General features: G+C 57.1%; 22 protein-coding genes. 10 read left to right on the top strand and 12 right to left on the bottom strand.

The features are described 5' to 3' along the window. Together F0155_RS04100 and F0155_RS04095 are read right to left on the bottom strand one after the other, a co-directional pair. Positions 1-588, bottom strand: a complete 588-nt coding sequence (locus F0155_RS04100; RefSeq protein WP_150523204.1) for a hypothetical protein — start codon at positions 586-588, stop codon at positions 1-3. Between the two features lie 149 nt (positions 589-737). Beyond that, complete coding sequence (locus F0155_RS04095; protein WP_150523203.1) at positions 738-1,943, bottom strand: hypothetical protein; 1,206 nt, start codon at positions 1,941-1,943, stop codon at positions 738-740. Positions 1,944-2,126: 183 nt separating this feature from the next. Here F0155_RS04095 and F0155_RS04090 point away from each other — a divergent pair, with 183 nt between their 5' ends. Then, on the top strand, positions 2,127-2,456 hold the full coding sequence (locus F0155_RS04090; protein WP_150523202.1) for a hypothetical protein: 330 nt from the start codon (positions 2,127-2,129) through the stop codon (positions 2,454-2,456). Positions 2,457-3,430: 974 nt separating this feature from the next. Here F0155_RS04090 and F0155_RS04085 read toward each other — a convergent pair. Continuing rightward, entirely contained in the window at positions 3,431-4,336 is a 906-nt protein-coding gene (locus F0155_RS04085; protein WP_150523201.1) for a polyprenyl synthetase family protein, read from the bottom strand. A 153-nt stretch (positions 4,337-4,489) separates the two neighbouring features. Between F0155_RS04085 and F0155_RS04080 the strand changes: the two genes are divergently transcribed. From F0155_RS04080 to F0155_RS04060, 5 genes are all read left to right on the top strand, one after another. Beyond that, on the top strand, positions 4,490-5,722 hold the full coding sequence (locus tag F0155_RS04080; protein ID WP_150523200.1) for an SAM-dependent methyltransferase: 1,233 nt from the start codon (positions 4,490-4,492) through the stop codon (positions 5,720-5,722). After that, on the top strand, positions 5,709-6,449 hold the full coding sequence (gene mtgA / locus F0155_RS04075) for a monofunctional biosynthetic peptidoglycan transglycosylase (RefSeq protein WP_150523199.1): 741 nt from the start codon (positions 5,709-5,711) through the stop codon (positions 6,447-6,449). Before F0155_RS04080 ends, mtgA begins: the two co-directional genes overlap by 14 nt. 4 nt (positions 6,450-6,453) lie before the next feature. Further along, positions 6,454-7,761, top strand: coding sequence for an FAD-dependent oxidoreductase (locus F0155_RS04070; protein ID WP_150523198.1), 1,308 nt, complete (start codon positions 6,454-6,456; stop codon positions 7,759-7,761). 207 nt (positions 7,762-7,968) lie between these two features. Then, positions 7,969-8,154: a 50S ribosomal protein L32 gene (gene rpmF / locus F0155_RS04065; RefSeq protein WP_150523197.1), complete on the top strand. Its 186-nt coding sequence runs from the start codon at positions 7,969-7,971 to the stop codon at positions 8,152-8,154. Between the two features lie 193 nt (positions 8,155-8,347). Next, complete coding sequence (locus F0155_RS04060; protein ID WP_150523196.1) at positions 8,348-8,770, top strand: hypothetical protein; 423 nt, start codon at positions 8,348-8,350, stop codon at positions 8,768-8,770. Between the two features lie 99 nt (positions 8,771-8,869). On the opposite strand, the gene F0155_RS04055 is transcribed toward F0155_RS04060, so the two are convergent. From F0155_RS04055 to F0155_RS04045, 3 genes are all read right to left on the bottom strand, one after another. After that, a complete protein-coding gene (locus tag F0155_RS04055; RefSeq protein ID WP_150523195.1) occupies positions 8,870-9,514 on the bottom strand; it encodes a septation protein A in 645 nt (214 codons plus the stop codon). A 141-nt stretch (positions 9,515-9,655) separates the two neighbouring features. Next, entirely contained in the window at positions 9,656-10,384 is a 729-nt protein-coding gene (phbB, locus tag F0155_RS04050; RefSeq protein WP_150523194.1) for an acetoacetyl-CoA reductase, read from the bottom strand. 163 nt (positions 10,385-10,547) lie between these two features. Next, positions 10,548-11,729, bottom strand: coding sequence for an acetyl-CoA C-acetyltransferase (locus tag F0155_RS04045; RefSeq protein WP_150523193.1), 1,182 nt, complete (start codon positions 11,727-11,729; stop codon positions 10,548-10,550). 302 nt (positions 11,730-12,031) lie between these two features. On the opposite strand from F0155_RS04045, the gene phaR reads away from it, so the two are divergent. Further along, complete coding sequence (phaR, locus tag F0155_RS04040) at positions 12,032-12,613, top strand: polyhydroxyalkanoate synthesis repressor PhaR (protein WP_150523192.1); 582 nt, start codon at positions 12,032-12,034, stop codon at positions 12,611-12,613. 15 nt (positions 12,614-12,628) lie between these two features. Then, the gene (locus tag F0155_RS04035; protein WP_150523191.1) at positions 12,629-13,141 is read left to right on the top strand and encodes a GNAT family N-acetyltransferase; all 513 of its coding nucleotides are present in this window, start codon (positions 12,629-12,631) and stop codon (positions 13,139-13,141) included. Positions 13,142-13,153: 12 nt separating this feature from the next. Here F0155_RS04035 and F0155_RS04030 read toward each other — a convergent pair whose 3' ends face one another. Beyond that, positions 13,154-13,585 (bottom strand): GlcG/HbpS family heme-binding protein, encoded by a 432-nt coding sequence (locus F0155_RS04030; protein ID WP_150523190.1) that lies wholly within the window; start codon positions 13,583-13,585, stop codon positions 13,154-13,156. Positions 13,586-13,740: 155 nt separating this feature from the next. Between F0155_RS04030 and ggt the strand changes: the two genes are divergently transcribed. Further along, positions 13,741-15,336, top strand: coding sequence for a gamma-glutamyltransferase (ggt, locus tag F0155_RS04025; protein ID WP_150523189.1), 1,596 nt, complete (start codon positions 13,741-13,743; stop codon positions 15,334-15,336). A 116-nt stretch (positions 15,337-15,452) separates the two neighbouring features. Then, positions 15,453-16,838 (top strand): multicopper oxidase family protein, encoded by a 1,386-nt coding sequence (locus tag F0155_RS04020; RefSeq protein WP_150523188.1) that lies wholly within the window; start codon positions 15,453-15,455, stop codon positions 16,836-16,838. Between the two features lie 178 nt (positions 16,839-17,016). Here the strand turns inward: F0155_RS04020 and F0155_RS04015 are convergent, their stop codons facing one another. The 5 genes from F0155_RS04015 to F0155_RS03995 all read right to left on the bottom strand — a co-directional run bounded on the left by F0155_RS04015 (position 17,017) and on the right by F0155_RS03995 (position 21,465). Next, complete coding sequence (locus F0155_RS04015; RefSeq protein ID WP_208999119.1) at positions 17,017-17,361, bottom strand: hypothetical protein; 345 nt, start codon at positions 17,359-17,361, stop codon at positions 17,017-17,019. Between the two features lie 266 nt (positions 17,362-17,627). After that, positions 17,628-19,277: a bifunctional diguanylate cyclase/phosphodiesterase gene (locus tag F0155_RS04010; protein WP_150523187.1), complete on the bottom strand. Its 1,650-nt coding sequence runs from the start codon at positions 19,275-19,277 to the stop codon at positions 17,628-17,630. Positions 19,278-19,651: 374 nt separating this feature from the next. Further along, positions 19,652-20,008 carry a 50S ribosomal protein L20 gene (rplT, locus tag F0155_RS04005; protein ID WP_150523186.1) on the bottom strand — a complete coding sequence of 119 codons (357 nt, stop codon included), beginning with the start codon at positions 20,006-20,008 and terminating at the stop codon, positions 19,652-19,654. A 25-nt stretch (positions 20,009-20,033) separates the two neighbouring features. After that, positions 20,034-20,231, bottom strand: coding sequence for a 50S ribosomal protein L35 (rpmI, locus tag F0155_RS04000; protein ID WP_150523185.1), 198 nt, complete (start codon positions 20,229-20,231; stop codon positions 20,034-20,036). A gap of 241 nt (positions 20,232-20,472) precedes the next feature. Continuing rightward, positions 20,473-21,465, bottom strand: coding sequence for an MDR family oxidoreductase (locus F0155_RS03995; protein ID WP_150523184.1), 993 nt, complete (start codon positions 21,463-21,465; stop codon positions 20,473-20,475).

Below are 21,465 nucleotides of genomic sequence, written 5' to 3'. Positions count from 1 at the left end.
CTACACCTTGATATCGATGTGTGGTTGAGCTGCAGTTGATTGCGCCGGGCTTTGGCCCGTCGCTTCCGTGCTTCCCGCTGCCGCGGTGTCAGATGAACCTTCCAAGGCCTCCCCCTGCTCTGGTTCTGCCGGTTTGGGCAGGACCGATTGCGGGAGCGCGCTCGGCTTGACGCTTGTCTGCTCACCAAGCGACTTCGCCGCTTCCTTGAAGTCGCGACCCAGCTTTTCGAGTTCCTGAGCCAACTGGTGCGCCTGTTCCGGCGAGGCAAACATCATGATCTGCTTCAGTTGCAGGATGTTGTCCTTGATGCGTTCGACCTGATCCCTGCGCAGGGACTTCGTGCGGTCCTGCGGTGATCGGGCAAGGTTGCCAAATTGTTCCTGCTCCTCGGTCAGCTTCTTCAGAACCGATCTGGAAAGCTCTGTAAGGGAGGTTGCCGGAGTGGGGCTGGACTCGACGCGCGTAAGCTCAGTGTTCGACCGAACCTGTCGCTGTTGTTCTGCCTGATTTGCTTTTTCGCGACCTTCCAATTTGTTGAGCTGGTCAAGTCGCTGCGGCGTATTTTGAACTGTACTCGTGACTGACATAGCGGTTGCTTTCAGAAATACACATACACAATTTAAAATTGTTTCTATTAACATTAAATTAACAGGTGGAAAGGGTGGTTTGAGCTTTCGATTTGATGTTCTGAAAACAAAACTGGCGCCGGATGGGCGCCAGTTGAATTGTCTAGTCTCTATTTGAATGCATCCGGAAGATTACGATACCAATTGTATCCGGCTTCGGACGACCTGGGGTTTCCCTTGTACGTATTTCTAGCGGACCCTCTTTGATGAGCCCTTTTTCCATATTTGTCATCAGAGGAGTAGTTGTCGAAGACGCCTGTGTTATTTCCCACTCTAACATCATTGGCTGTTATCGGATCAGAGTATCCCCAGTTCTTGACCTCAACGATCCGGGTCACAAAAGCCCCGCGATAGAGCCGCCCTCGCGAGTAACGTTCATCGACAACGAAGTATCTTGAGTTGCTTCCATTGGCCCGCGCTTCGTCGTTCCGGCGCATTGCCTCTTCGACATTTGCGTCAACTTTTGCAACATGCTCCGGCGGACGTGGCATGGTATAAAGATCCCAAGCACTGTCTTCGATTTCGCCATATGTTGTTTTCAGGCTGCCATCAATGAAATCGGTTCGGTTCCCGAGGCTGTCTTTCAAGATCCCTTCGCCCACTTTCTGATAGGACTTGTATCCTTCGGTGTTTGCGATCGGATCCGGGATCCGCGTGTCATCAAAGTAGGAAACGTCTGCCCCGTCGGCTGCGGGTTCGGCGTTGGTGATCCCGGGTTTGATAGGGGGTGAATTTGGGTTGGAATTGTAAACGCCGAAACGGTTCGGTGCGATAAAGCCGGTTCCCCAATCGATTCCCGCTCCAAAGGATTTTCTAAGATTTTTCTGGAAAGTGTTTTCAGCTGTATCGACGGTCGACTGCAATTCAGTCTTGAAAGCCTTTTCTTCTGCTGCCTTTTGAAGCAGCTCCCCGAATGCCTTTGAAGGCTTGTCGTCGTTGTATTGAACACGGGTCATTTGGCCAGGCGTGATACTGACCGTTGAGGTGTGTTTGAACTTGTCTTTGTCGGGCAGATTGTCAATCTGCTGATTGACTGTGCTGGGATTTGCCGAGTTGTTTATGTTTTGTTGAATTTTTTTGGCTTGCTGCTGGTTTTTATATGCTCGAAATGTCTTGGCAAATTGACCGCTCGGCCGGAGGTTTTTAACAAGCCCGCGCAGCGCTCCAGTCGAGTTGCTGGCGATATCCAAAATAAGCGTGGCAGTTTTGAAGGCGTCGTCAATTGCCTTGTTGTCTGCACTTTTGCCGACGGCTTTCCGACTTTCATCGAGGACATTTGCAACGCCCTTGTACCAGTCGGACACTGCCTTTGACATCTGGTTCTGGATGTCAGCAATCGCGTCATTGTTGCCGTTTCGGCCGGTCTTTCCCGGAAGGAGCCGTTCCAGCTGCTGGCCAAGATGTTCCGGGTTGACCCCGGCATCAATGGCCTCTGCAACGCGGTCATAATAGGTTCTCGAAAGTGAGTTGATCGTGTTGACGTCCCTCTGGATTGTCTTGTGAAGGTCCTCCAGATCAGACTGTGCCTTTGCGGGGTCAAGGCCCGCACTGCTAGGCCGCGGTACATTCTTCAGGATCGGCAAGCCTGTATTGATGAAGTCCGCCAATGCGTCTGCTGCAGCATCGATCTTGATGTTGCGTTGGGTTTCGACAGCTCCAAGGGTGCGATTGACATCGCTGTTGGACGCCGTGCCATCCACCAGCTGACCCGCTATCCGCTGGCTGTCTTCAGCGACGTTTCCCGAACCTACATGCCCGTTGAGATTGCCATTGGTTGCAGTACGGTAGGCGTCAACCTGTTGCTGACTCAGGTCCGCGTTAATTTGTAGAACGTTTCCGCTGTCTCCTTGTCCATGAACGGCAGAGAGTTGGGGCGCGTGATCAAGTGGTCCGGAATTTGGCCGAAGCGCGAAATTCTCACCATCCTTGAAGCTTGTTTGCTGTCGGTCTGCTGGAAGGGTGAATTGGAAATCCGGGGCTCTCGGATTGTCCACTTGCACAAGCACCGGCCCCTGATTGGAAATATCAAAGGAAATGCTGCCGTTTGCCCGCCCATCGAGATCGCGTTCCTCCTGTGGTAGGCGCTGCTGGTCAGCCGCGTTTCTATCCTGAATGAGCCTGGATTGTCCGCCTTGGGGGGTCACCCGGATTGTGGCTCCTTCTTCCACATTTGTGCCACGCAATTCGACCCTAGTGGTTTGAGGAGCTTGTTGTTGTGCGGAAGTGTCTCTTTTGGTGCGGGAATTTGGCTGAGAAGCTGGTGGGGGAGGATTGTTGTTGGCTGGCTGATTTGCCGCGCGATTTTGAGAAGTCTGGGTGTTTGCGGCTTTGGTATTGGTAGGTCCCGTTGGGCTTGATCTTGCCTTGTTCAGGGCGGTGTCGAATTTGCGTCTGCTTGTTTCTGTGTTGGTGGTGGAACGGGTGTTTGAGCCGGAATTTGCTCGGGCGTTTCCTTGAACTTGCGACATGTTTTTCCCCATCGCATTTTTGGAAGTATTTCAATGCGCGGGAAGTTTGCGAGAATAACGCTACGTTAATATAAAATATTCGACACAGATTTGTGAAAAAACGAACCGATTGTCGGTTGTATTTTAGTTGTAAAGAAGAAATCAAGATTTATATTCTAAGAATATTACTTCTAAAGCCAAATTTATCAAGCGAGTAGATAAGTAAAAGTCAATTCCTTCAGCGAATATATCATTTTGCGGTCGATAATAAAATTATATTGCGTACATTGGAAATATTCGCAATTTAATTTTCCAAACATGTCAATTTGTTTCTAAAAATTTCAAATGAAGACTTTTTAACGATCCCGCTTTGCAATGTATTCGGCCAGTGCAACGAGTGTTGCAGCATTCGATCCAAACGGGGCGAGGAGGGTTTGGGCCTCATCCAACAGGGCTTGAAGTTCGGTGCGAGTTGCAGAGGTGCCCAAAAGGCTGACCAGGGTCGCCTTTCCAGCTTCCGCGTCCTTGCCGGTCGCCTTGCCCATGGCTTCTGCGCTGGCTTCCACGTCCAGAAGATCATCCGCCAATTGAAAGGCGAGGCCGATGATTTCCCCGAACCTTGTGAGGCGAGCGAGCTCCTCATCTGACGCTCGTCCAAGGATTGCACCTGCCCGGCAGGCAAACCGAAGCAATGCGCCGGTTTTCATGGATTGAAGCTTGCGGATCTCCTGCTCGTTGCGGTCCCGATGTTCCGATTCCAGATCGAGCATTTGCCCACCGGCCATGCCGCCGATACCTGACGCGCGCGCAAGCTCCCGCGTCAACCTGAGCCGTATGGCCGGGTCTTCGTGGACGTGGTCGTCGCAGATGACGTCAAAGGCCAAGGTCAGGAGAGCATCCCCTGCAAGGATGGCGGTTGCCTCGTCAAAGGCGATGTGAACGGTCGGCTTGCCGCGACGAAGGTCGTCATCATCCATCGCTGGAAGGTCGTCGTGTACCAGCGAATAGCAATGCACCAGTTCTAGCGCACAACCGGCCAGAAGAGCGCCATCATCAGACCTGCCGAAGAGATGCGCCACTTCCATGAGCAGGACAGGACGAATGCGCTTGCCGCCGTTCAAGGCGCCATGTCGCATGGCAGCCAGCAGTCGATCGGGGCGAGCGATTTCACTCTCAAGAACACCTGAAGACAGGAGCGTATCCAGCTCCCTTTCAACGCGTGTGGCCTGAGTGCCCAGATGCAACATCAGTTCTTCGGTCATTGGCTGCTCGTCGATGCTCGAAACAATGTGAAATCGAATTCCGTGTTTGTGGTTTCCCTCACCTGAAATCTATGTAACGTCAAGGCATATTGGAAATCTGCCCTAAGGGACCTGTCAGGTTTGTCCCCGGAAAGGGCGAGGGAGACGTAATTAATGCGATTGTTGTCCAAATTGCTTCGTTCATTCGTCCAACGCGGAAAGATGCGCGTTATTGACGTTGACGGCGGTGTGCATGAGTTCGGCACGGGTCAGGATGGCCCCACGGTGACCATAGGCCTGCACGACAAGAAGCTCTATCGGGACCTTTTTCTGAACCCGGAACTGGCTGCCGGGGAAGCTTATATGGATGGCACGATGACCATGGAGGAGGGATCGACGATCTACGACTTCATGTTCCTTTTCTCCATCAACCGGGCCCCGCTTGGCGCAAATCCCGTGCAGGGACTTCTCAGGAAGTTCTGGAAGGCTTTCCGGCGGCGGCAGCAGCAGAACTCTGTTGAACGTGCCAAGGCGCAGGCTCGGCACCATTATGACCTCTCCACCGAGATGTATCGCCTCTTCATGGACGAGGGTCTGAACTACAGCTGCGCCTACTACCGCACGCCGGAAGACAGCCTTGAAGAGGCGCAGGATGCAAAGCTGACCCATCTGGTTGCCAAGCTGAACCTGCAGCCGGGCATGGAAGTGCTGGAAATTGGCGGCGGCTGGGGCTCGTTGGCCATTCGCATGGCGCAGGCCGGTGCGAAGGTGACATCGCTCAACGTGTCTCCGGAACAGGTGAAGATCGCCGAACAGCGGGTTGCAGCCGCCGGGCTTTCCGACCAGGTGACTTTCGTACTCAAGGACTACCGCGAATTTCAGGGGCAGTTCGACCGGGTGATCTCCGTCGGCATGATGGAGCATGTGGGCATCGGCCATCTGGATGAGTATTTCGGCAAGATAAGGGACGTCCTGACCGATACCGGCTTTGCGGTCATTCACTCCATCGGGCGCATGACCCCTCCGGGAACCACCGGGCCGTTCATCCGCAAATACATTTTCCCGGGCGGATATGTTCCTGCCCTGTCGGAGGTTTTTGCTTCTACAGAGCGGCTCGGTCTTTGGGTGTGCGACACGGAAATCCTGCGTCTGCACTACTACTACACGATCCGCGACTGGCGGATCCGGTTCGAGCAACGGCGAGACGAGGCCAAGGCGCTCTACGACGAGCGGTTCTGCCGCATGTGGGAGTTTTATCTCTGCGCCGTCGAGCTGGGCTTCCTCCACGGCTCAAACATGGTATTCCAGCTGCTCCTGTCGAAGGAGCGCGATGCGGTGCCGATCCTGCGCGACTTCATCCATGAAAACGAGAAGGCGCTGACGAAACGAGAGTATGCCAACGTCTAAGGCAAAAGCGGTCCGGGGCGAGACGTCCAAAGAAGCGCGAAGCGACACACGCGGTGTCCTCGCGCGCCTGAAAAAATGGTGTCTTCTCGCCCTGATCGCCCTTTTCGTTGCGCCAATCGTTCTGACGCTTTTCTATTCCGTTGTGCCGCCCGTCAGTACGCTCATGCTGGGCCGTTACGTGCAGGGACTTTGGGTTGATCGTCAGTGGGTGCCGCTGGACGATATCTCGCCCAATCTGGTCCGATCCGTCATCACGTCGGAAGATTCCAAGTTTTGCGAGATCGGTGGCGTCGACTGGGATGCGTTGGGCAAGCAGATCGAGGTCCTCCAGGAAGGCGAGCGCCCGCGCGGCGCATCGACGCTGACCATGCAGACGGCCAAGAACCTCTTTCTCTGGAATGACCGATCCTTTGTTCGAAAGGGCCTGGAAATCCCGCTCGCAACCCTTCTGGATGCAGTCCTGAGCAAGAAAAGAATACTGGAGATCTACCTCAACATCGCCGAATGGGGTGAAGGCGTATTCGGCGCGGAAGCTGCTGCGCAGGCATGGTTCGGCAAATCGGCGAAAGACCTGACGCAGGTCGAGGCAGCGCGTCTGGCGACAAGTTTGCCCAACCCCTTCCTTCGCAACCCCGCAAAACCCTCCAAGGGGCACCGGCGACTTGCGTCAACAAATCTTTCGCGTGTGAAGGTCGCTGGAGACATATTCGACTGCGTTCTGGAGTGATCAGATGATCGATGTGGACGTCCTTGTTGTCGGCGGAGGAACGGCTGGGTTTGGCGCTGCGGTTGCTGCCGGGCGCAAGGGGCGGAGCGTACTGCTTCTTGAGGCGAGCGCGAAGATTGGCGGAGCAATGGCTTTTTGCCCCGGTATGCCCTGGGGTGCGGCCTTTCCAGCTGGCGTGAGTATTGGTGGGATCATGGAGGAGCTGACAGAGCGGCTTTCTTCCATGTCGCCACCGGCCGCCGAAACCCGGCCCTGCACGCTGGAGAATTTCGGGCCGGAAATCCAGTATGACCACGAGCTTGCGACCCTGACGATGTTCCAGATGCTGGAAGAAGCAGGTGTGGACGTTCGGCTGAACGCAGCGGCGATATCCCCGGTCATGGATGGCAGGCGAATTGCGGCGGTGGATTGTTTTGACCGACGCGGCCCGTTTCAGGTGCGCGCGAAGATCGTGCTCGACTGCTCGGGGGATGGTGACATTTCGGCTAAGGCCGGCGTGCCCTACAGGCTGGGGGATGACCGCGGCAACATGATGGGGGTGTCGCTGACCTTCCACATGCTGGATGCGGACTGGGACAAGGTATTTGCCGAGGAAGACCCCTATTTCCAACGCTATGCGGCCAAGGGCATCGCGGATGGTCGCCTGCATCCGGATTTGGTGAAGATTTACCTGATGCGCGGATTTTACAAGGACACGGTGTTCTGCAATTCGGTCGTCATTCGCAATGTTGATGGAACAGACCCGGCGGATATTTCTCGCGGAACACAGGAAGGGCGGCGGCGTTGTTTGCAGCTGGCGGAGTTCCTGCGTTCGGATGTTCCCGGCTTTGAAAATGCCCGCATGGCTTATCTCGGGCCCACGGTGGGCGTGCGGGAGACTCGCAAGCTTGAAGGGCAATACCGGATCACCGGCGAGGATCTGCGCAAGGCAACCAGGTTTCCCGACGGGATCGTGTGCTGCGACAATCCGATTGACGATGTCATGCGGGCGGACAGCACCATGATCCATGACGCCATCGTGGAACCGGGGGCCTATTACACGATCCCCTTCAGGGCGCTGGTGCCGAAGGACATTCCGAACCTGATGTTCGCCGGACGCATTGTCAGCGCTGACCCGGTCGCCTTCGCGTCCGTGCGTGGCATGCCGCAATGCATGGCAATGGGGCAGGCGATCGGCACTGCAGCTGCCATGGCCCTCGACGGAAATTGCGTTGTACAGGCGCTCGATCCGGACCAACTTGTCAGCGCGCTTTCAGTTGATGGGGTGCGCGGACTTGGCGATGCTGCCTTGGTTTCGGCCGGAAAGAGTTGAAAACTCTGAAGTTTTGTGGTCTACGGTCAAGTCTTGCGCTACCGGTCGGGGTAAATCCGCGAAAGGGCTGCAAAAAGTTTTGTTGATGGGGTGGAAAAGGCTGGACTTTGCCTGTATAACCCCGCGCATTCCAACACGCTGCGTGATGCCACGCCCCGGGCTAACCCGGTCCGGGCCGCGCGACTATGGACCACGGAGAAGAATAAAATGGCCGTTCCAAAGAGAAAAACCTCGCGCTCCAAGCGCGGTTTTCGCCGTTCTGCGGACGCCCTGAAGCAGCCGACTTACGTCGAGGACAAGGATTCGGGCGAACTGCGCCGTCCGCATCACGTTGACCTGAAGACCGGCATGTACCGGGGCCGTCAGATCCTGCAGCCGAAAGACGACGTCTGAGCTGAGGATCGCCGACTGGCGAAATGAGATCAGGGCCGGCCTTTGGGTCGGCCTTTTTCTTTGCGCGTAATACCAAACACGGTCAGATGGGTTTTCTCTTTTAAGGTTGGTATAACAGCTTCCTGCCTTGCTTTGGCCTCTTGCTTCGTGTCACCTCGCGTCAGATTTGACACTGATTTGCCCGGAGCCGTCGATGCGCATCTTCACTGCAATCCCCTTCACCCTCTTCACGCTGCTCATCTACAACGGCTTTGCGTTCACCACTGCTGCAACGGTTCCCGATTTCTGGGGCCAGCCGGTCTTTACATGGGCAATGGTATCCGGCGCGACGTTTGAACTGCTGGCCAGCGATCTCCTGATCGCCGTCGGCCTGTTCTTTCTCTTCATTGAGATCATGAAGGCAACACGGATCGGAACGACGGCCCTTTTGGACCACATGTTCTCCGTCTTCGTGTTTGTCGCTTATCTGGTGGAATTCCTGACCATCCCGCAGGCGGCCACGTCAGTGTTCTTCATCCTGACGATGATTGCCCTCATCGACGTGATTGCAGGCTTTTCCATTTCCATCACCGGTGCACGCCGGGATGTTTCCTTTGGCCAGCCAGAGCTGCGGTAAGAGTAGGCTGTGTTCTCTTCCGTGCCGCAGGTATTCCAGGCGAGCACTGCGCAATTCAGCTTGCCCGGAGTGACGGAGAAGGAGAAAGGCTAAATACCCTCAGCCTTCCTTCTCGGTCTCGTCCATGATCGCGTGTTTCTGGATCAGGGGCAGCTGGCTCATGGTGAAGATCAAGGTGATGGGCATCACGCCGAAGACCTTGAAATTCACCCAGAAATCAGTCGGGAAATTGCGCCAGACGATTTCGTTGATGGCGGCCAGCACGAAAAAGAAGATGCCCCATCTGAAGGTGAGCTTGCGCCAGCCTTCGTCCGTCAGTTTGAAGGCGCTGTCGAAGACATAGCCCAGCAGGGATTTGCCAAAGAACAAGCCGCCGAGCAGGATTGCGCCGAACAGGCAGTTCACGATGGTGGGTTTCAGCTTGATGAACAGCTCGTCATGCAGCCAGAGCGTCAGCGCGCCAAAGACCAGAACCACGACACCTGAGACCAGCGGCATGATCGGCAACCGTCTGGTGAGCCACAGCGAAACAGTGAGCGAGATGGTGATTGCGACCATGAAGGCAGCTGTCGCCAGAAAGATCGGCTCACCGACCTTCTGCAGGATCGGAAAGCTCTCCGCGATCTGCTGACCTCGGGAGTTGAAGAGGAAAAACACACCCAGCGGCCCCAGCTCCAGCGCCAGTTTCAACAGCGGCGCCATCTCCTTGCGGGTCGGGTCGTTCGGGGCGTGTTCAAGTTCCATGAGGTCTCCAGAGACTGTGTGTTCTCAGGAGATAGGAGGTTTGAACCCATGGGGTCAAGTCCGGCAGGTCTGACAAAGGCGCGAAACCAAAAAGGCGCCCCGTTTGGAGCGCCTTTTCTTTGTCCAAAAAAGCCGGACGGTTTAGCCGTTGGCGGTGTACTGGCCGCCGTTGATGGTCATGACCGCGCCGGTCATGAAGGCAGCTGCATCGGACGCCAGGTAGACAACCGTCTGGGCGATTTCTTCCGGATGGCCAAGGCGACCGACCGGAATGCCGGAGACGATGGACTGCAGAACCTTTTCCGGCATCGCGGCAACCATGTCGGTGTTGATGTAGCCCGGGCACACGCAGTTGACGGTGATGCCCTTGAAGGCGTTCTCCTGTGCCAGTGCCTTTGTGAAGCCGATCACGCCCGCCTTGGCTGCGGAGTAGTTGGCTTGGCCCATCTGGCCCTTCTGGCCGTTGATGGAGGAAATGTTGATGATCCGGCCCGAGCTGCGGGCGCGCATGCCATTGATGACCGGGTGGGTCATGGTGAACATGGAATCGAGGTTGGTGGCCATGACTTCGCGCCACTGCTCGAAAGTCATCTTGTGGAACATGCCGTCGCGGGTGATGCCTGCGTTGTTTACGAGAACTTCAACCGGGCCAAGGTCAGCTTCGACCTGAGCGATGCCTGCGGCACAAGCTTCCGGGTTTGCAACGTCCCATTTGTAAACGTGGATGCCGGTTTCTGCCTTGAAGGCTTCCGCCTTTTCCGTATTTCCGGCGTAGGTGGCTGCCACGGTGTATCCGGCGTTCTTCAGACCCCGGGAGATAGCTTCCCCAATCCCGCGGGTGCCACCAGTGACCAATGCGACCTTACTCATGTATTCCCTCCACGTTATACAATTCTGCGGCAGACTTGCTGTTTAAAGTACCAATAAGAATGTCCTGAAAGTCATGGCGAAGCTGACAAGTGCTCGCCATGACCAAGATCAAACGGAGTGAGCGTCCGCCTTCTCCTTTAGGCGAAGGACGCTCGTACCGATCTTAGCGCTCCAGGCACATGGCAACGCCCATGCCGCCGCCGATGCACAGGGTGGCCAGGCCCTTCTTGGCGTCACGGCGCTGCATTTCATGCAGCAAGGTGCAGAGGATGCGGGCGCCGGAGGCTCCGATCGGGTGACCGATGGCAATGGCACCGCCATTGACGTTCACCTTGTCGAGGTCCCAACCCATGTCCTTGTTGACGGCACAGGCCTGAGCAGCAAAGGCTTCGTTGGCTTCAACCAGGTCCAGCTCTTCCGCCTTCCAGCCAGCCTTTTCCAGAGCCTTCTGGGAGGCCGGGATCGGGCCGGAGCCCATGATTGCCGGGTCAACGCCAGCCGTTGCCCAGGAGGCGATGCGCGCAAGCGGCTTCAGTCCACGCTTTTCGGCTTCCGCAGCGCTCATCACGACGAGGGCGGCTGCGCCGTCATTGATGCCGGATGCGTTTGCAGCGGTCACAGAACCGTCTTTCGTGAAAGCCGGGCGCAGCTTTGCGACGCTGTCGATGGTCGCGCCATGGCGAATGTACTCGTCGTCCGCCACAACGATGTCACCCTTGCGGGTCTTGATCGTAAACGGCGTGATCTCGTCCTTGAACTTGCCGGCCTTCTGGGCAGCTTCCGCCTTGTTCTGGGAAGCAACCGCAAACTCGTCCTGCTGTTCGCGGGTGATCTGCCACTTCTCGGCAACATTCTCGGCGGTCTGGCCCATGTGATAGCCGTTGAACGCATCCCAGAGACCATCCTTGATCATGGTGTCGATCATCTGGTAGTCGCCCATCTTGTAACCAGCGCGCATCGGGGCGCAGTGCGGCGACAGGGACATGTTTTCCTGACCGCCTGCGATCATGATGGTTGCATCGCCGGTCTGGATCTGTTGCGCTGCAATGGCAACGGTGCGAAGACCGGAGCCGCAAACTTGGTTGAGCGTCCAAGCTGAAGCGGCGCTGGGGATGCCGGCAGCGATGGCTGCCTGACGGGCCGGGTTCTGGCCCTGACCTGCGGTGAGAACCTGACCGAAGACCACTTCGTTCACGTCGGCCGGATCAACATTTGCCTGTGCAAGAGCGGCCTTGATGACGTGAGCGCCAAGCTCGTGAGCCGGAACATTGGCAAAAGACCCGTTGAAGGAGCCAACCGGCGTGCGGGTGGCACTGACAATTACAACATCGTTGGAAGCGCTCATACAATATCTCCGGCGTTTTTCCTCATGACCGGCCGCTTGCTAAAAATGCAGATGGAAGCTTATGTCCAAGGCCGGTCCCTGCCAGCGACTAGAAACTGACCCAGCCGGAGTGTCAACCGCTATAGCGACGTGAATTTGGCACTTTTCGCACTTGCAGCATTCCCCTTTGGTCTTAATGCATAAAAAGACTGGTCACGTCTCATGCTATTGGCTTAGTCTGAAAGATGGAGGGGGCGGCGCAGCATGGTTCTGGGTCGCCATTGGCGAATGGCCGCAAAGGCCTCATTGATGCGGAAACCAGAATGGCAAAGACCAACGAGCCAACAATCATCAAGAAATATGCGAACCGCCGACTCTACAACACGGGCACCAGCACCTATGTGACGCTGGAAGACTTGGCGGTGATGGTGAAGGGTGAGGAAGACTTCGTTGTCTTTGACGCGAAAAGCGGCGAGGAGATTACCCGGTCGGTTCTGACGCAAATCATTTTCGAGCAGGAGGGCAAGGGCCAGAACCTGCTGCCGGTCACATTCCTGCGACAGCTGATCCGCTTCTATGGCGACAGCATGCAAGGCGTGGTGCCCAGCTTCCTGGAATACTCGATGACCTCGCTGACCAAGGAGCAGGAAAAGCTGCGGTCCCAGATGAGCGAAGCCTTTGGTGCAACGGCTTTCGAGGCGATTGAGGATCAGGTCAAGCGTAATACGGAAATGTTTGAGCGGGCCATGAAGATGTTCATGCCGTTCCCGACCGGCGAAAGCGGCCTTGGCACATCCTCGTCGTCGGATACAGATGGCAAGTCTTCGTCATCCGACCTTGACGAGATGAAGCGCCAGCTCAGCGAAATGCAGGCAAAGATCGAGGCGCTTGGCAACAAGTCCTGACCTGGGCCTGTTGTGATGGCAGAACCTGGTGTGTTGGACGGTGACGGAAGACGCACGGGCGTTCCGGCAATTTCCTGTCTAGAAGATAATCCTCACCGATTGGCTGATCTTGTCGGCCTCTATCAGGAGCAGTGGCCGCACTGGTATGGACCAATGGGCCGCGGATCGGCCGCTCGCGATTTGTCGGCCTGTCTCGACACCACTTTCGCCTTGCCGCGATGCCTGTTTATGGAAACCCCGAATGGAGATCTGATCGGAACGGTCAGTCTCAGGGCTGTTTCGCCGGGCAGCGATCTGTTTCCCGGTGCCTGGCTGACAGCCCTTCTGGTGGCTCCTCCATGTCGTCGACGGGGTGTCGGCGGGCTGCTTGTTGAAGGAGCACGCCAGAAAGCCAGGGACTTGGGGTTTGATGCCCTTCATGCAGCCAACGCCCGCGATGACGGCTTGTTTGTGCGCCTTGTGTGGCAGCTGATCGGACAGACATCGTCCGGTGACCAGCTGCTCAACCTTTATCGCATCGCGACCTGATGCTTTGGGAGCTCAGCCGCAATCGGCAACGAGGTCAACAGCCTCGATACCTGCAACCGCCGCCGCTTCGTCATTGTCGGACGTGTCGCCCGTAATGCCCACTGCGCCCAGAACATCCCCGTCCGTCGACTTTACCAGCACGCCTCCGGGAACAGGAATGATAGCGCCACCAGAGGCTCCATTAAGCGCCTGGACGAAATGGGGGCGGGTTTCAGCGTTTGCCTGAAGCCAACGGGTTCCTGTTCCCACAGCCAGAGCGCCCATGGCCTTTCCAGTCGCGATTTGCGGGCGCAGAATGGAGGAGCCGTCCTGGCGAACAAGCGCAACCAGATGGCCACCATCATCCAGAACTGCAATTGTCAAAGGTTTGAGCTGTAGTTCTTCAGCCTTTTTCAGGGCGGCAGAAATGATGTTCTGGGCTGTTGAAAGAGTAAGTTTGCGCATCGACCGCATTCTCCGCTAGGGTCAGGTTTCAAATCACGTTATGGCTATCAGAACTGCCAGAAAACAACCACAGGACAAGAAGTCCCAAATTCTTCTACCTCCGGGAAAAAATAGACCGGGTGGCGAGCAGTATGGGAACAGGTGAGGGCTCTTTCTTGAAACGGAATTTTCAGACACCGGGCCGATCTCCGGTCCATGCGCGGCATGCGGCCGTGGCCACTTCGCATCCGCTTGCCACCAGTGCAGCGCTGGAAGTGCTGCAAGGTGGCGGCAATGCCGTTGACGCCGCGATTGCAGCGGCTGCAGTTCAGGCCGTGGTCGAACCGCATATGACCGGAATTGGGGGCGACTGCTTTGCAATCGTCATGGAACCGGATGGCCGAATGGCAGGGTTCAACGGGTCGGGCGCAGCTCCGAAGGCGGTGTCCCCAGAGGCGCTGCAAAATGCCGGAGTGACCGAGCTGGATCCCCTCTCTGCCCATTCGGTGACGGTACCGGGCGCGATTCGTGCCTGGGAAACGCTGCTCAAGGCGCACGGGACCCGCTCCTTCAAGGATCTGTTCAAGCGGGCGATCTCCTATGCGCGCGACGGGTTTCCCGTTGCATCGCGTGTCGAGTTTGACTGGCAGCGGAACGTGGACAAGCTGTCCCGCAATGCCGCTGCCAAGGCGGCTTATCTTCGGGATGGCAAGGCACCTGCTGTCGGCAGTGTTCTCAAGTATCCGCAATTGGCCGACACCCTAACTGCCATTGCCTCCAACGGCGCCGATGCTTTCTACTCCGGTCCCGTTGCTCAGGATATCGTGGACACGTTGCGTGATCTTGGCGGCTTCATGACCATGGAAGATCTGGCCGCCTGCCATACCACCACGGTTGCTCCCGTCATGCGGGACTACAAGGGACACACGATTGCCGAGCTTCCGCCCAACGGCCAGGGTATCATTGCGCTCGTGATTCTCGGCATTCTGGAGCGGTTTGAGATCGAGAAACTGGATCCGGCCGGGGCTGAACGTTTCCATCTGGAAATGGAAGCTGCGCGCATTGCCTATGCAGTGCGAGACCGTTTCGTCACAGATCCCGGCTTCATGGATATCTGCCATACCAAGCTGATCGACGAGGAGTATATCGGGCATCTTGCCGGGTTGATCTCCCGCGACAGCCGAATGGCGTCTATACCGGGAGACAGTCTGCCGCCGCAAACGGATACGGTCTATCTGTCTGTCGTCGACAAGGACGGGCTTGCCGTATCCTTCATCAACTCGATCTTCAACGAGTTTGGAAGTGGCATAGTGGCCCCGAAATCCGGTGTCCTTCTGCATAATCGCGGTGCGGTTTTCAGCGCAAAACCGGGACTTGCAAGTTCCATTGCAGGCGGCAAGCGCCCGATGCACACGATCATTCCCGCCATGGGGCTGAAGGGTGGGCAGCCCTGGTTGTCTTTCGGCGTGATGGGCGGGCATTATCAGGCGTGTGGGCATGCGCATCTGCTCACCAACATCATCGACTACGGTCTCAATGTTCAGGAGGCGATCGACTTCCCGCGGATGTTCTTCAACATGAGCGATCATGCGCTAGAAGCCGAAAGCACGGTCCCCACAAAAACGGTTAAGGGGCTGGAGGCCCGTGGGCATGTCGTCCGTCCGGTCGCCGCTGCAATTGGTGGCAGTCAGGCCATCATGATCGACCGTAAAAACGGTGTGCTGACCGCCGGGTCCGATCCGCGCAAGGATGGACACGCCGCCGGGTATTGAGGAACCTTCCAAAGGCGCCTGCGGCAAGGAGGCGCCTTTCGGAAAACTGCGTATTGCATGGTGCGGTAAATGGGTGTTGGGTCCACATGGGCGCGCATCCAGCATAGGGATATGCAATGATTGACTTGTCTCGCCGCGAGGTTCTGCTTGGCGGCCTTGGAACAGCTGCAGCCTTTGCCGGTGGCTTTGGGGCTGCGGCCCGCGCCAATTCCGCCGATCACGTTCTGACCGTCTCCCGACTTGACCACGAAATTATGCCCGGCAAGCCGACGGTCGGCATGATGAGTTTTTCTCCGGACGGCCCGCCTCCGGTGCTTCGTTTGAAGCAAGGCCGCGAGGCGACCATCGATGTCGTGAACATGCTGGATGAAGCCACGGTCGTTCACTGGCACGGGTTGCGCATCGCCAATGCGATGGATGGGGTGCCGTATCTGACGCAAAATCCGATCGAGCCGGGAGAGACATTCCGTTACCGGTTCACGCCTCCAGACGCGGGAACCTTCTGGTATCACCCCCACTGCAATACACTGGAACAGATTTCCCGCGGTCTCACCGGCGCCTTGATCGTCGAGGAGGAAACCGATCCGGGCTTTGATGCCGATCTGCCGCTCAATATTCGGGACTTCCGGTTGGGAGGCGACGGGCAGTTCATCGAGTTCTTCAAGCCTCGAAACGCGGCACGCGGGGGAACCATCGGAACGGTTTCAACGGTCAACTGGCAGGAAAATCCCGTCCATGACCTGCCATCGGGCGGGCTGGTGCGTCTGCGTCTCGTGGTGAGCGATGTGACAAGGGTTGGCAGTTTCGGGCTGGAGGGGGCTGATGGGCGTCTCATCGCCATCGATTCCAATCCGGTACCGGAATTGATGCCCCCTGGTGACGTCATCCTGTCACCGGGGCAGCGGGTGGATTATGCTGTCCTGATGCCGGAAGACGAGGGGCGTCAAGTGCAAGTGGTTCTCCGGCGTCCCAACGGCGACCGCGTTCTTGCGCGCCTGCGTTCGAGTGGGCACAGTCTGGGACGCCGGATCAAAGATCTGAAGCCGCTCGCCGCCAATCCCGTTGCACAGCCTGATCTTCAAAATGCGGAGGTTCTGGATTTTGTGTTTGGTTGGTCACCGGAAGGAAACGCGCCACAGGCCAGCATTTGCGGATCGCTTGGATATACATTCTGGTCCATCAACCGCATTGCCTGGCAGGGCGATGTTCCGGGTCCTCTCGAGCCACTCGCCATCATGAAGCAGGGCAAGACCTATGTGCTTCGCCTGCGCAACGAAACGCCGAATGATCATCCGATCCATCTTCACGGGGTCACGTTTCAGCTGCTTTCGTCCAACAAGCGGAGTGTGGCGCCGCTCTTCACTGATACAGCGCTTCTGCTTTCGGAAGAGACGATGGAAGTGGCGCTGGTTGCCGACAATCCGGGAGACTGGGCGGTTCATTGCCATGTGATCGAGCATCAGAAAACCGGACTGACCGGCTTTGTGCGCATTGAGGCGTGAAGTGCGGGCTGCCAGTGCGACGCGCACAATTTTGCAACACCGGTAGTGCAGCGGTCCTGTGTGGATGGCTAGAGCACGTCTCGCATTCACTGAATCACTCGACGTGCTCTAAATATTTGATTTGGCGCATTTCCTGACGGCGAACCGGTATCCACTTCGCCTGGAAATACTCTTAAGATCAGAGTTCGGTAGAGACCACGTGGCCAACTTCGCGCTGGCGCGGCCGGGCGGCTGTCGCCCGGTAAACGTCTGCCCCATGTTCCGGCTCCCGCTGACGGCGGTAGCGTGTTTGCGGAAACTGGTCGCGTGTCGCGATCAGGTGGGCAAGGAAAACAGAGTTGGGGCGGTATCTGGCGTTCAGGTCAACGCGTTCAATCGGCTCGGGAGCCTGCGTGGCAACCGGCAAGTGCTCCGGCTGTCTTGGCGCAAAGCGTTCCGTCTCAGTTTCTGCAACTGAACGGCGTTTCCGTCTGACTGTCGACCGCCCAAGGGCGGAAACCGGATCAACGCGCAAGAACTGCACCTTCGCCTGTTTCCGGGTTGATCCGTCTGCCGCGCACCTGTCCCGGAAGTTTCCTTCTATCCCTCTAACTTAATGTCTTGTTAACTTTTTTGCATTGGTTCTTTTGAAGAAATTGGAAAAATAGTTAACGCGATGACCGATTTGTGAACAGTTTTCGGGGAATTCGGGGAGAAATGGACGGCGGGAAACGCAAAACACCCTGCATCAATTGTCGATGATGCAGGGTGTGGCAGATCTGCCGGGAGAGCTGGAGGGCTCGAGGGCCGTCAGGCGTGCGGGGAATTCACCTTGATCACAGCTGCCGTCGGTTGGTGGCAGAAGGTTGCTTCAAGGTCATCGGCGCACATGGGCCTTGCAATGAAGAACCCCTGCACATCCCGGCATCCGGCCTGCGAAAGAATTTCGGCGTGTTCGCGGGTTTCGACCCCAACGGCTCCGACATTGGGGCAGAAGGAGTTGCCTATCTCGATCAAAGAGGCGACCCGCTGGCGGCTTTGAGCAGAATGGACGATCTGCCGCACGAGCTTCGGATCGAGCTTCACCCGGTCCGGCTTGATGTTCAAAAGGTTGGAAACCGAACAGGGGGCACCCCCGAAGCCATCCAGAACAATGTTTGCGCCAAGCTCCCGCAGCTTCTTGATTGCTGCAAGGGTTTCGCTGATACCGCGTTCGAAAAGGACTTCGTCAGAGAGTTCGATCGCAAACCGGGAGGGCAGCCGACCGACATCTTCGAGCCATTTCGGGTTCTCTGACTGAAGATTTCCCAGATTGAAGGAGAGCTCGGGGACGGTGTGTTGATGGTCCAGCCATCGCCGACAATCCCGCGTGGCCTGTTCGAAAATCGTTCTCTCGAGCCGTTCCATTAGCTGCAAGCCGCGGGCAAGCGTCAAAAACTGTCCCGGTTCCAGTAGGCCAAGCTTGGGATGTTCCCACCGTGCGAGCACCTCTATACCGGTCATCTTGCGCGTTAGGGCATCGTGGCGGGGCTGGTAGTAGGGACGAATTTCTCCATTCTCGAGCGCCTCGACCAGATCTTGCTGGTTTGGTTTGAGCGGCGCATGTACCGACTGGCCTGGAGGGGCATAGGCGAGCTTGAACGTATCGCCACTTTGACGCGCCTGATGACTGGCCAGATTGGCGCCCACAAGGGCTTTCCAGGCATTCCAGGCCGGTTGTCGGGCAATGCCGATCTTTGCCGATATCCGAAACTCCCGGCGTTCGACATACAGCGGACGATTGATTGCAGACGCGATGCGTCTCGCCAGTCCCTGCAACTCGAAGCTGGTCAGGAGTTTGCCGGGCCATACCACAATTGCATCCGGGCCAACCCTTGCAATGAAGTCCCGTTGGCGGCAGTGACCGGAAATTGTTTTGCTGATCTGCAGGAGAAGGCGGTTGGCGGTGCGCTGTCCGGCATCATCACTGACTGCCTGAAGGTTGCCAAGGTCGATATGCAAAAGGGCAATTTCGCTATTGGGCGTCAGGCAGGCCTTTTCCTCAAGCTTCTTGAGAAGATGCTTCTGGTTTGGCAGTCCGGTGAGCTTGTCCCGCAAGGGCGACGGCAATGTGTTGACGGGGGCTTTCTCCGGAGCTTCCGATCTGGCGGATGGCCCCGGTTTTTCCGACTTGTGCAGGCGCAGGTGCTGGATGGCCGCAGCCAGAAGAGCGGCGAGGGCCAGAAGGACGACGCATTTTTCGACGAGGGCGACAATCCAGAGCTGATCTGTGAACAGGAAGGCGGAGACGGGATCGGGATCTGTTGCGACGCTCGCCAGAACCGTTGCTTCCGCCGACGCTGCCGGGGCACTGCTGGCCAGCACGACTGCGAGGCAGACAAACGGGATGACGAACTGAGCGGCAAGTTGCTCAAAACCAAAAGGCAAGCGTGGTGGCAGACTTTCGAAAGCTGGCCGCATACAAGTCTCCCTTGAGGGTAGGGGGTCCGGGCTTGTTTCATGCGTCAAAGATTGGAACTGCCTTGACGGAAAAAATTTAGCTTTCGAAGTAAAGGTGGCCAATCATGTCGAATCTTCCAATCGAAGAAGGGTCATGACTTCGAGAATCGAAACACTGGCCGGAGTCCTGCCGTTAGGAATCCTTGGGTGAATCCTTGTCGTGTGCTGAATCTTATTGGCAGGAATCGCCAAAACATCACTGGACGACGGTAAATGTAGGCGCTTTCGTGACGCGTCGGGTGGCTCTCCTCTGCGACATGCGGGGTTTTTGGCAAGAAAAAAGGGCGCATCCCCTGTGGAATGCGCCCATTTAAATTTTCAAACGGCTGATCGGATCAGGCGAGAGCGCCCTGTGCCTTTTCAACCAGAGCCTGGAAAGCATCCGGCTGGTTGATGGCGAGATCAGACAGAACCTTGCGGTCAACTTCGATGCCAGCCTTGTTCAGGCCGTCGATGAAGCGGCCATAGGTCAGGCCGTGCTGACGGGTGGCAGCGTTGATACGCTGGATCCAGAGCGAACGGAAATTGCGCTTCTTGGCCTTCCGGTCGCGGTAAGCGTACTGGCCTGCCTTCTCGACAGCCTGCTTGGCAACGCGGATGGTGTTCTTGCGGCGACCGTAGTAGCCCTTGGCGGCCTTCAGAACTTTTTTGTGACGAGCATGGGCGGTAACGCCCCGTTTCACGCGAGACATGGTGAATTCTCCTTAGGGGCTTTGGTTATGCGTAGGGCAGGAACTGCTTGACGATCTTTGCATCCTGATCGCTGAGCGTGGTGGTACCACGAGCGTTGCGGATGAACTTGGTCGTCCGTTTGATCATGCCGTGACGCTTGCCAGCCTGTCCGGTTTTCACCTTGCCAGTGGCCGTCACCTTGAAGCGCTTCTTGGCGCCGGATTTGGTCTTCAGCTTGGGCATTTTGCATCCTTTCTTTGGCGTGCCTGCAAGCAGGCACTTCATTTGTTGGTGCATTCAGAGCCGACACGGCATGCCCTGGTTTTTCGGGGTCATCTGGTGTCTGCGACAAGCGCACACGCAACCGCCCCAAAAGAGCCGGACGACTCTGGACCGAGCGCTTATAAGGGTTCTCCCTCCAAAGCGCAACCGGATATCCGGGATTTATGGCCGCAAACAGCGAAGGAATGCGGCCGCCATGGAGTTATGCGTTGACGTCAACGACAACGCGGCCCTTGACCTGACCTTTCAGGATCGCCTTGCCGAGTTCGGGAAGGTCGGAAAGTGTCGCCGGATGGATCATCGCGTGCAACTTGTCGAGCGGTAGATCCGTTGCAAGGCGGTTCCATGCCCGGACGCGGTCATCATAGGGTTTCATGACGCTGTCGATGCCCAGAAGATTGACGCCGCGCAGCAGGAACGGGATGACCGTGGCCGGCAGGTCCGAACCTCCTGCCAGACCGACTGCAGCAACTGACGCGCCGTATTTCATCTGACCGAGAATGCGCGCAAGCATCTTGCCGCCAACCGCATCGACGCAGCCGGCCCAGGTTTCCGTTTCCAGAGGCCGCTTGACCGTTTCGTTGATCTCGTCGCGATAAATCACCCGGTCCGCGCCAAGGCTACGGATATAGTCGGTGGTCTCCGGACGGCCCGTGACACCGACAACCTCATAGCCAAGCTTGGCGAGGATGGCGGTGGCAACAGAACCGACACCGCCAGCTGCGCCGGTGACGAGAACCGGGCCGTTTCCGGGCTTCAAGCCATGATCTTCAAGGGCCATCACGGCCAGCATTGCGGTGAAGCCAGCCGTGCCGATGGCCATCGCGTCACGAGTTGTCAGGCCATCTGGAAGGGGAACGAGCCACTCGCCTTTGACGGACGCCTTTTGGGAGTGCCCGCCCCACCAGGCTTCGCCAACACGCCAGCCGGTCAGGACAACCTTGTCGCCGGGCTTGTACCAATCGTCATCGGATTCTTCGACGGTCCCGGCAAGATCGATGCCCGGAACGTGCGGATAGTTGCGCACAAGGCCGCCGCCCGGACCAACGCACAGACCGTCCTTGTAGTTTACGGTCGAATATTCGACGGCGACTTTTACATTGGCGTCCGGAAGTTGGCTGTCTTCCAGCTCCTGGACAGAGGCGCTTGTCTTGCCTTCTTCATCCTTTGTGACGAGCAACGCTTTAAAGGTCAT

Source organism: Roseibium sediminis (assembly GCF_008711325.1).
Classification (GTDB): Bacteria; Pseudomonadota; Alphaproteobacteria; order Rhizobiales; family Stappiaceae; genus Roseibium; species Roseibium sediminis.
This window is presented reverse-complemented; position numbering and strand designations above follow the sequence as displayed.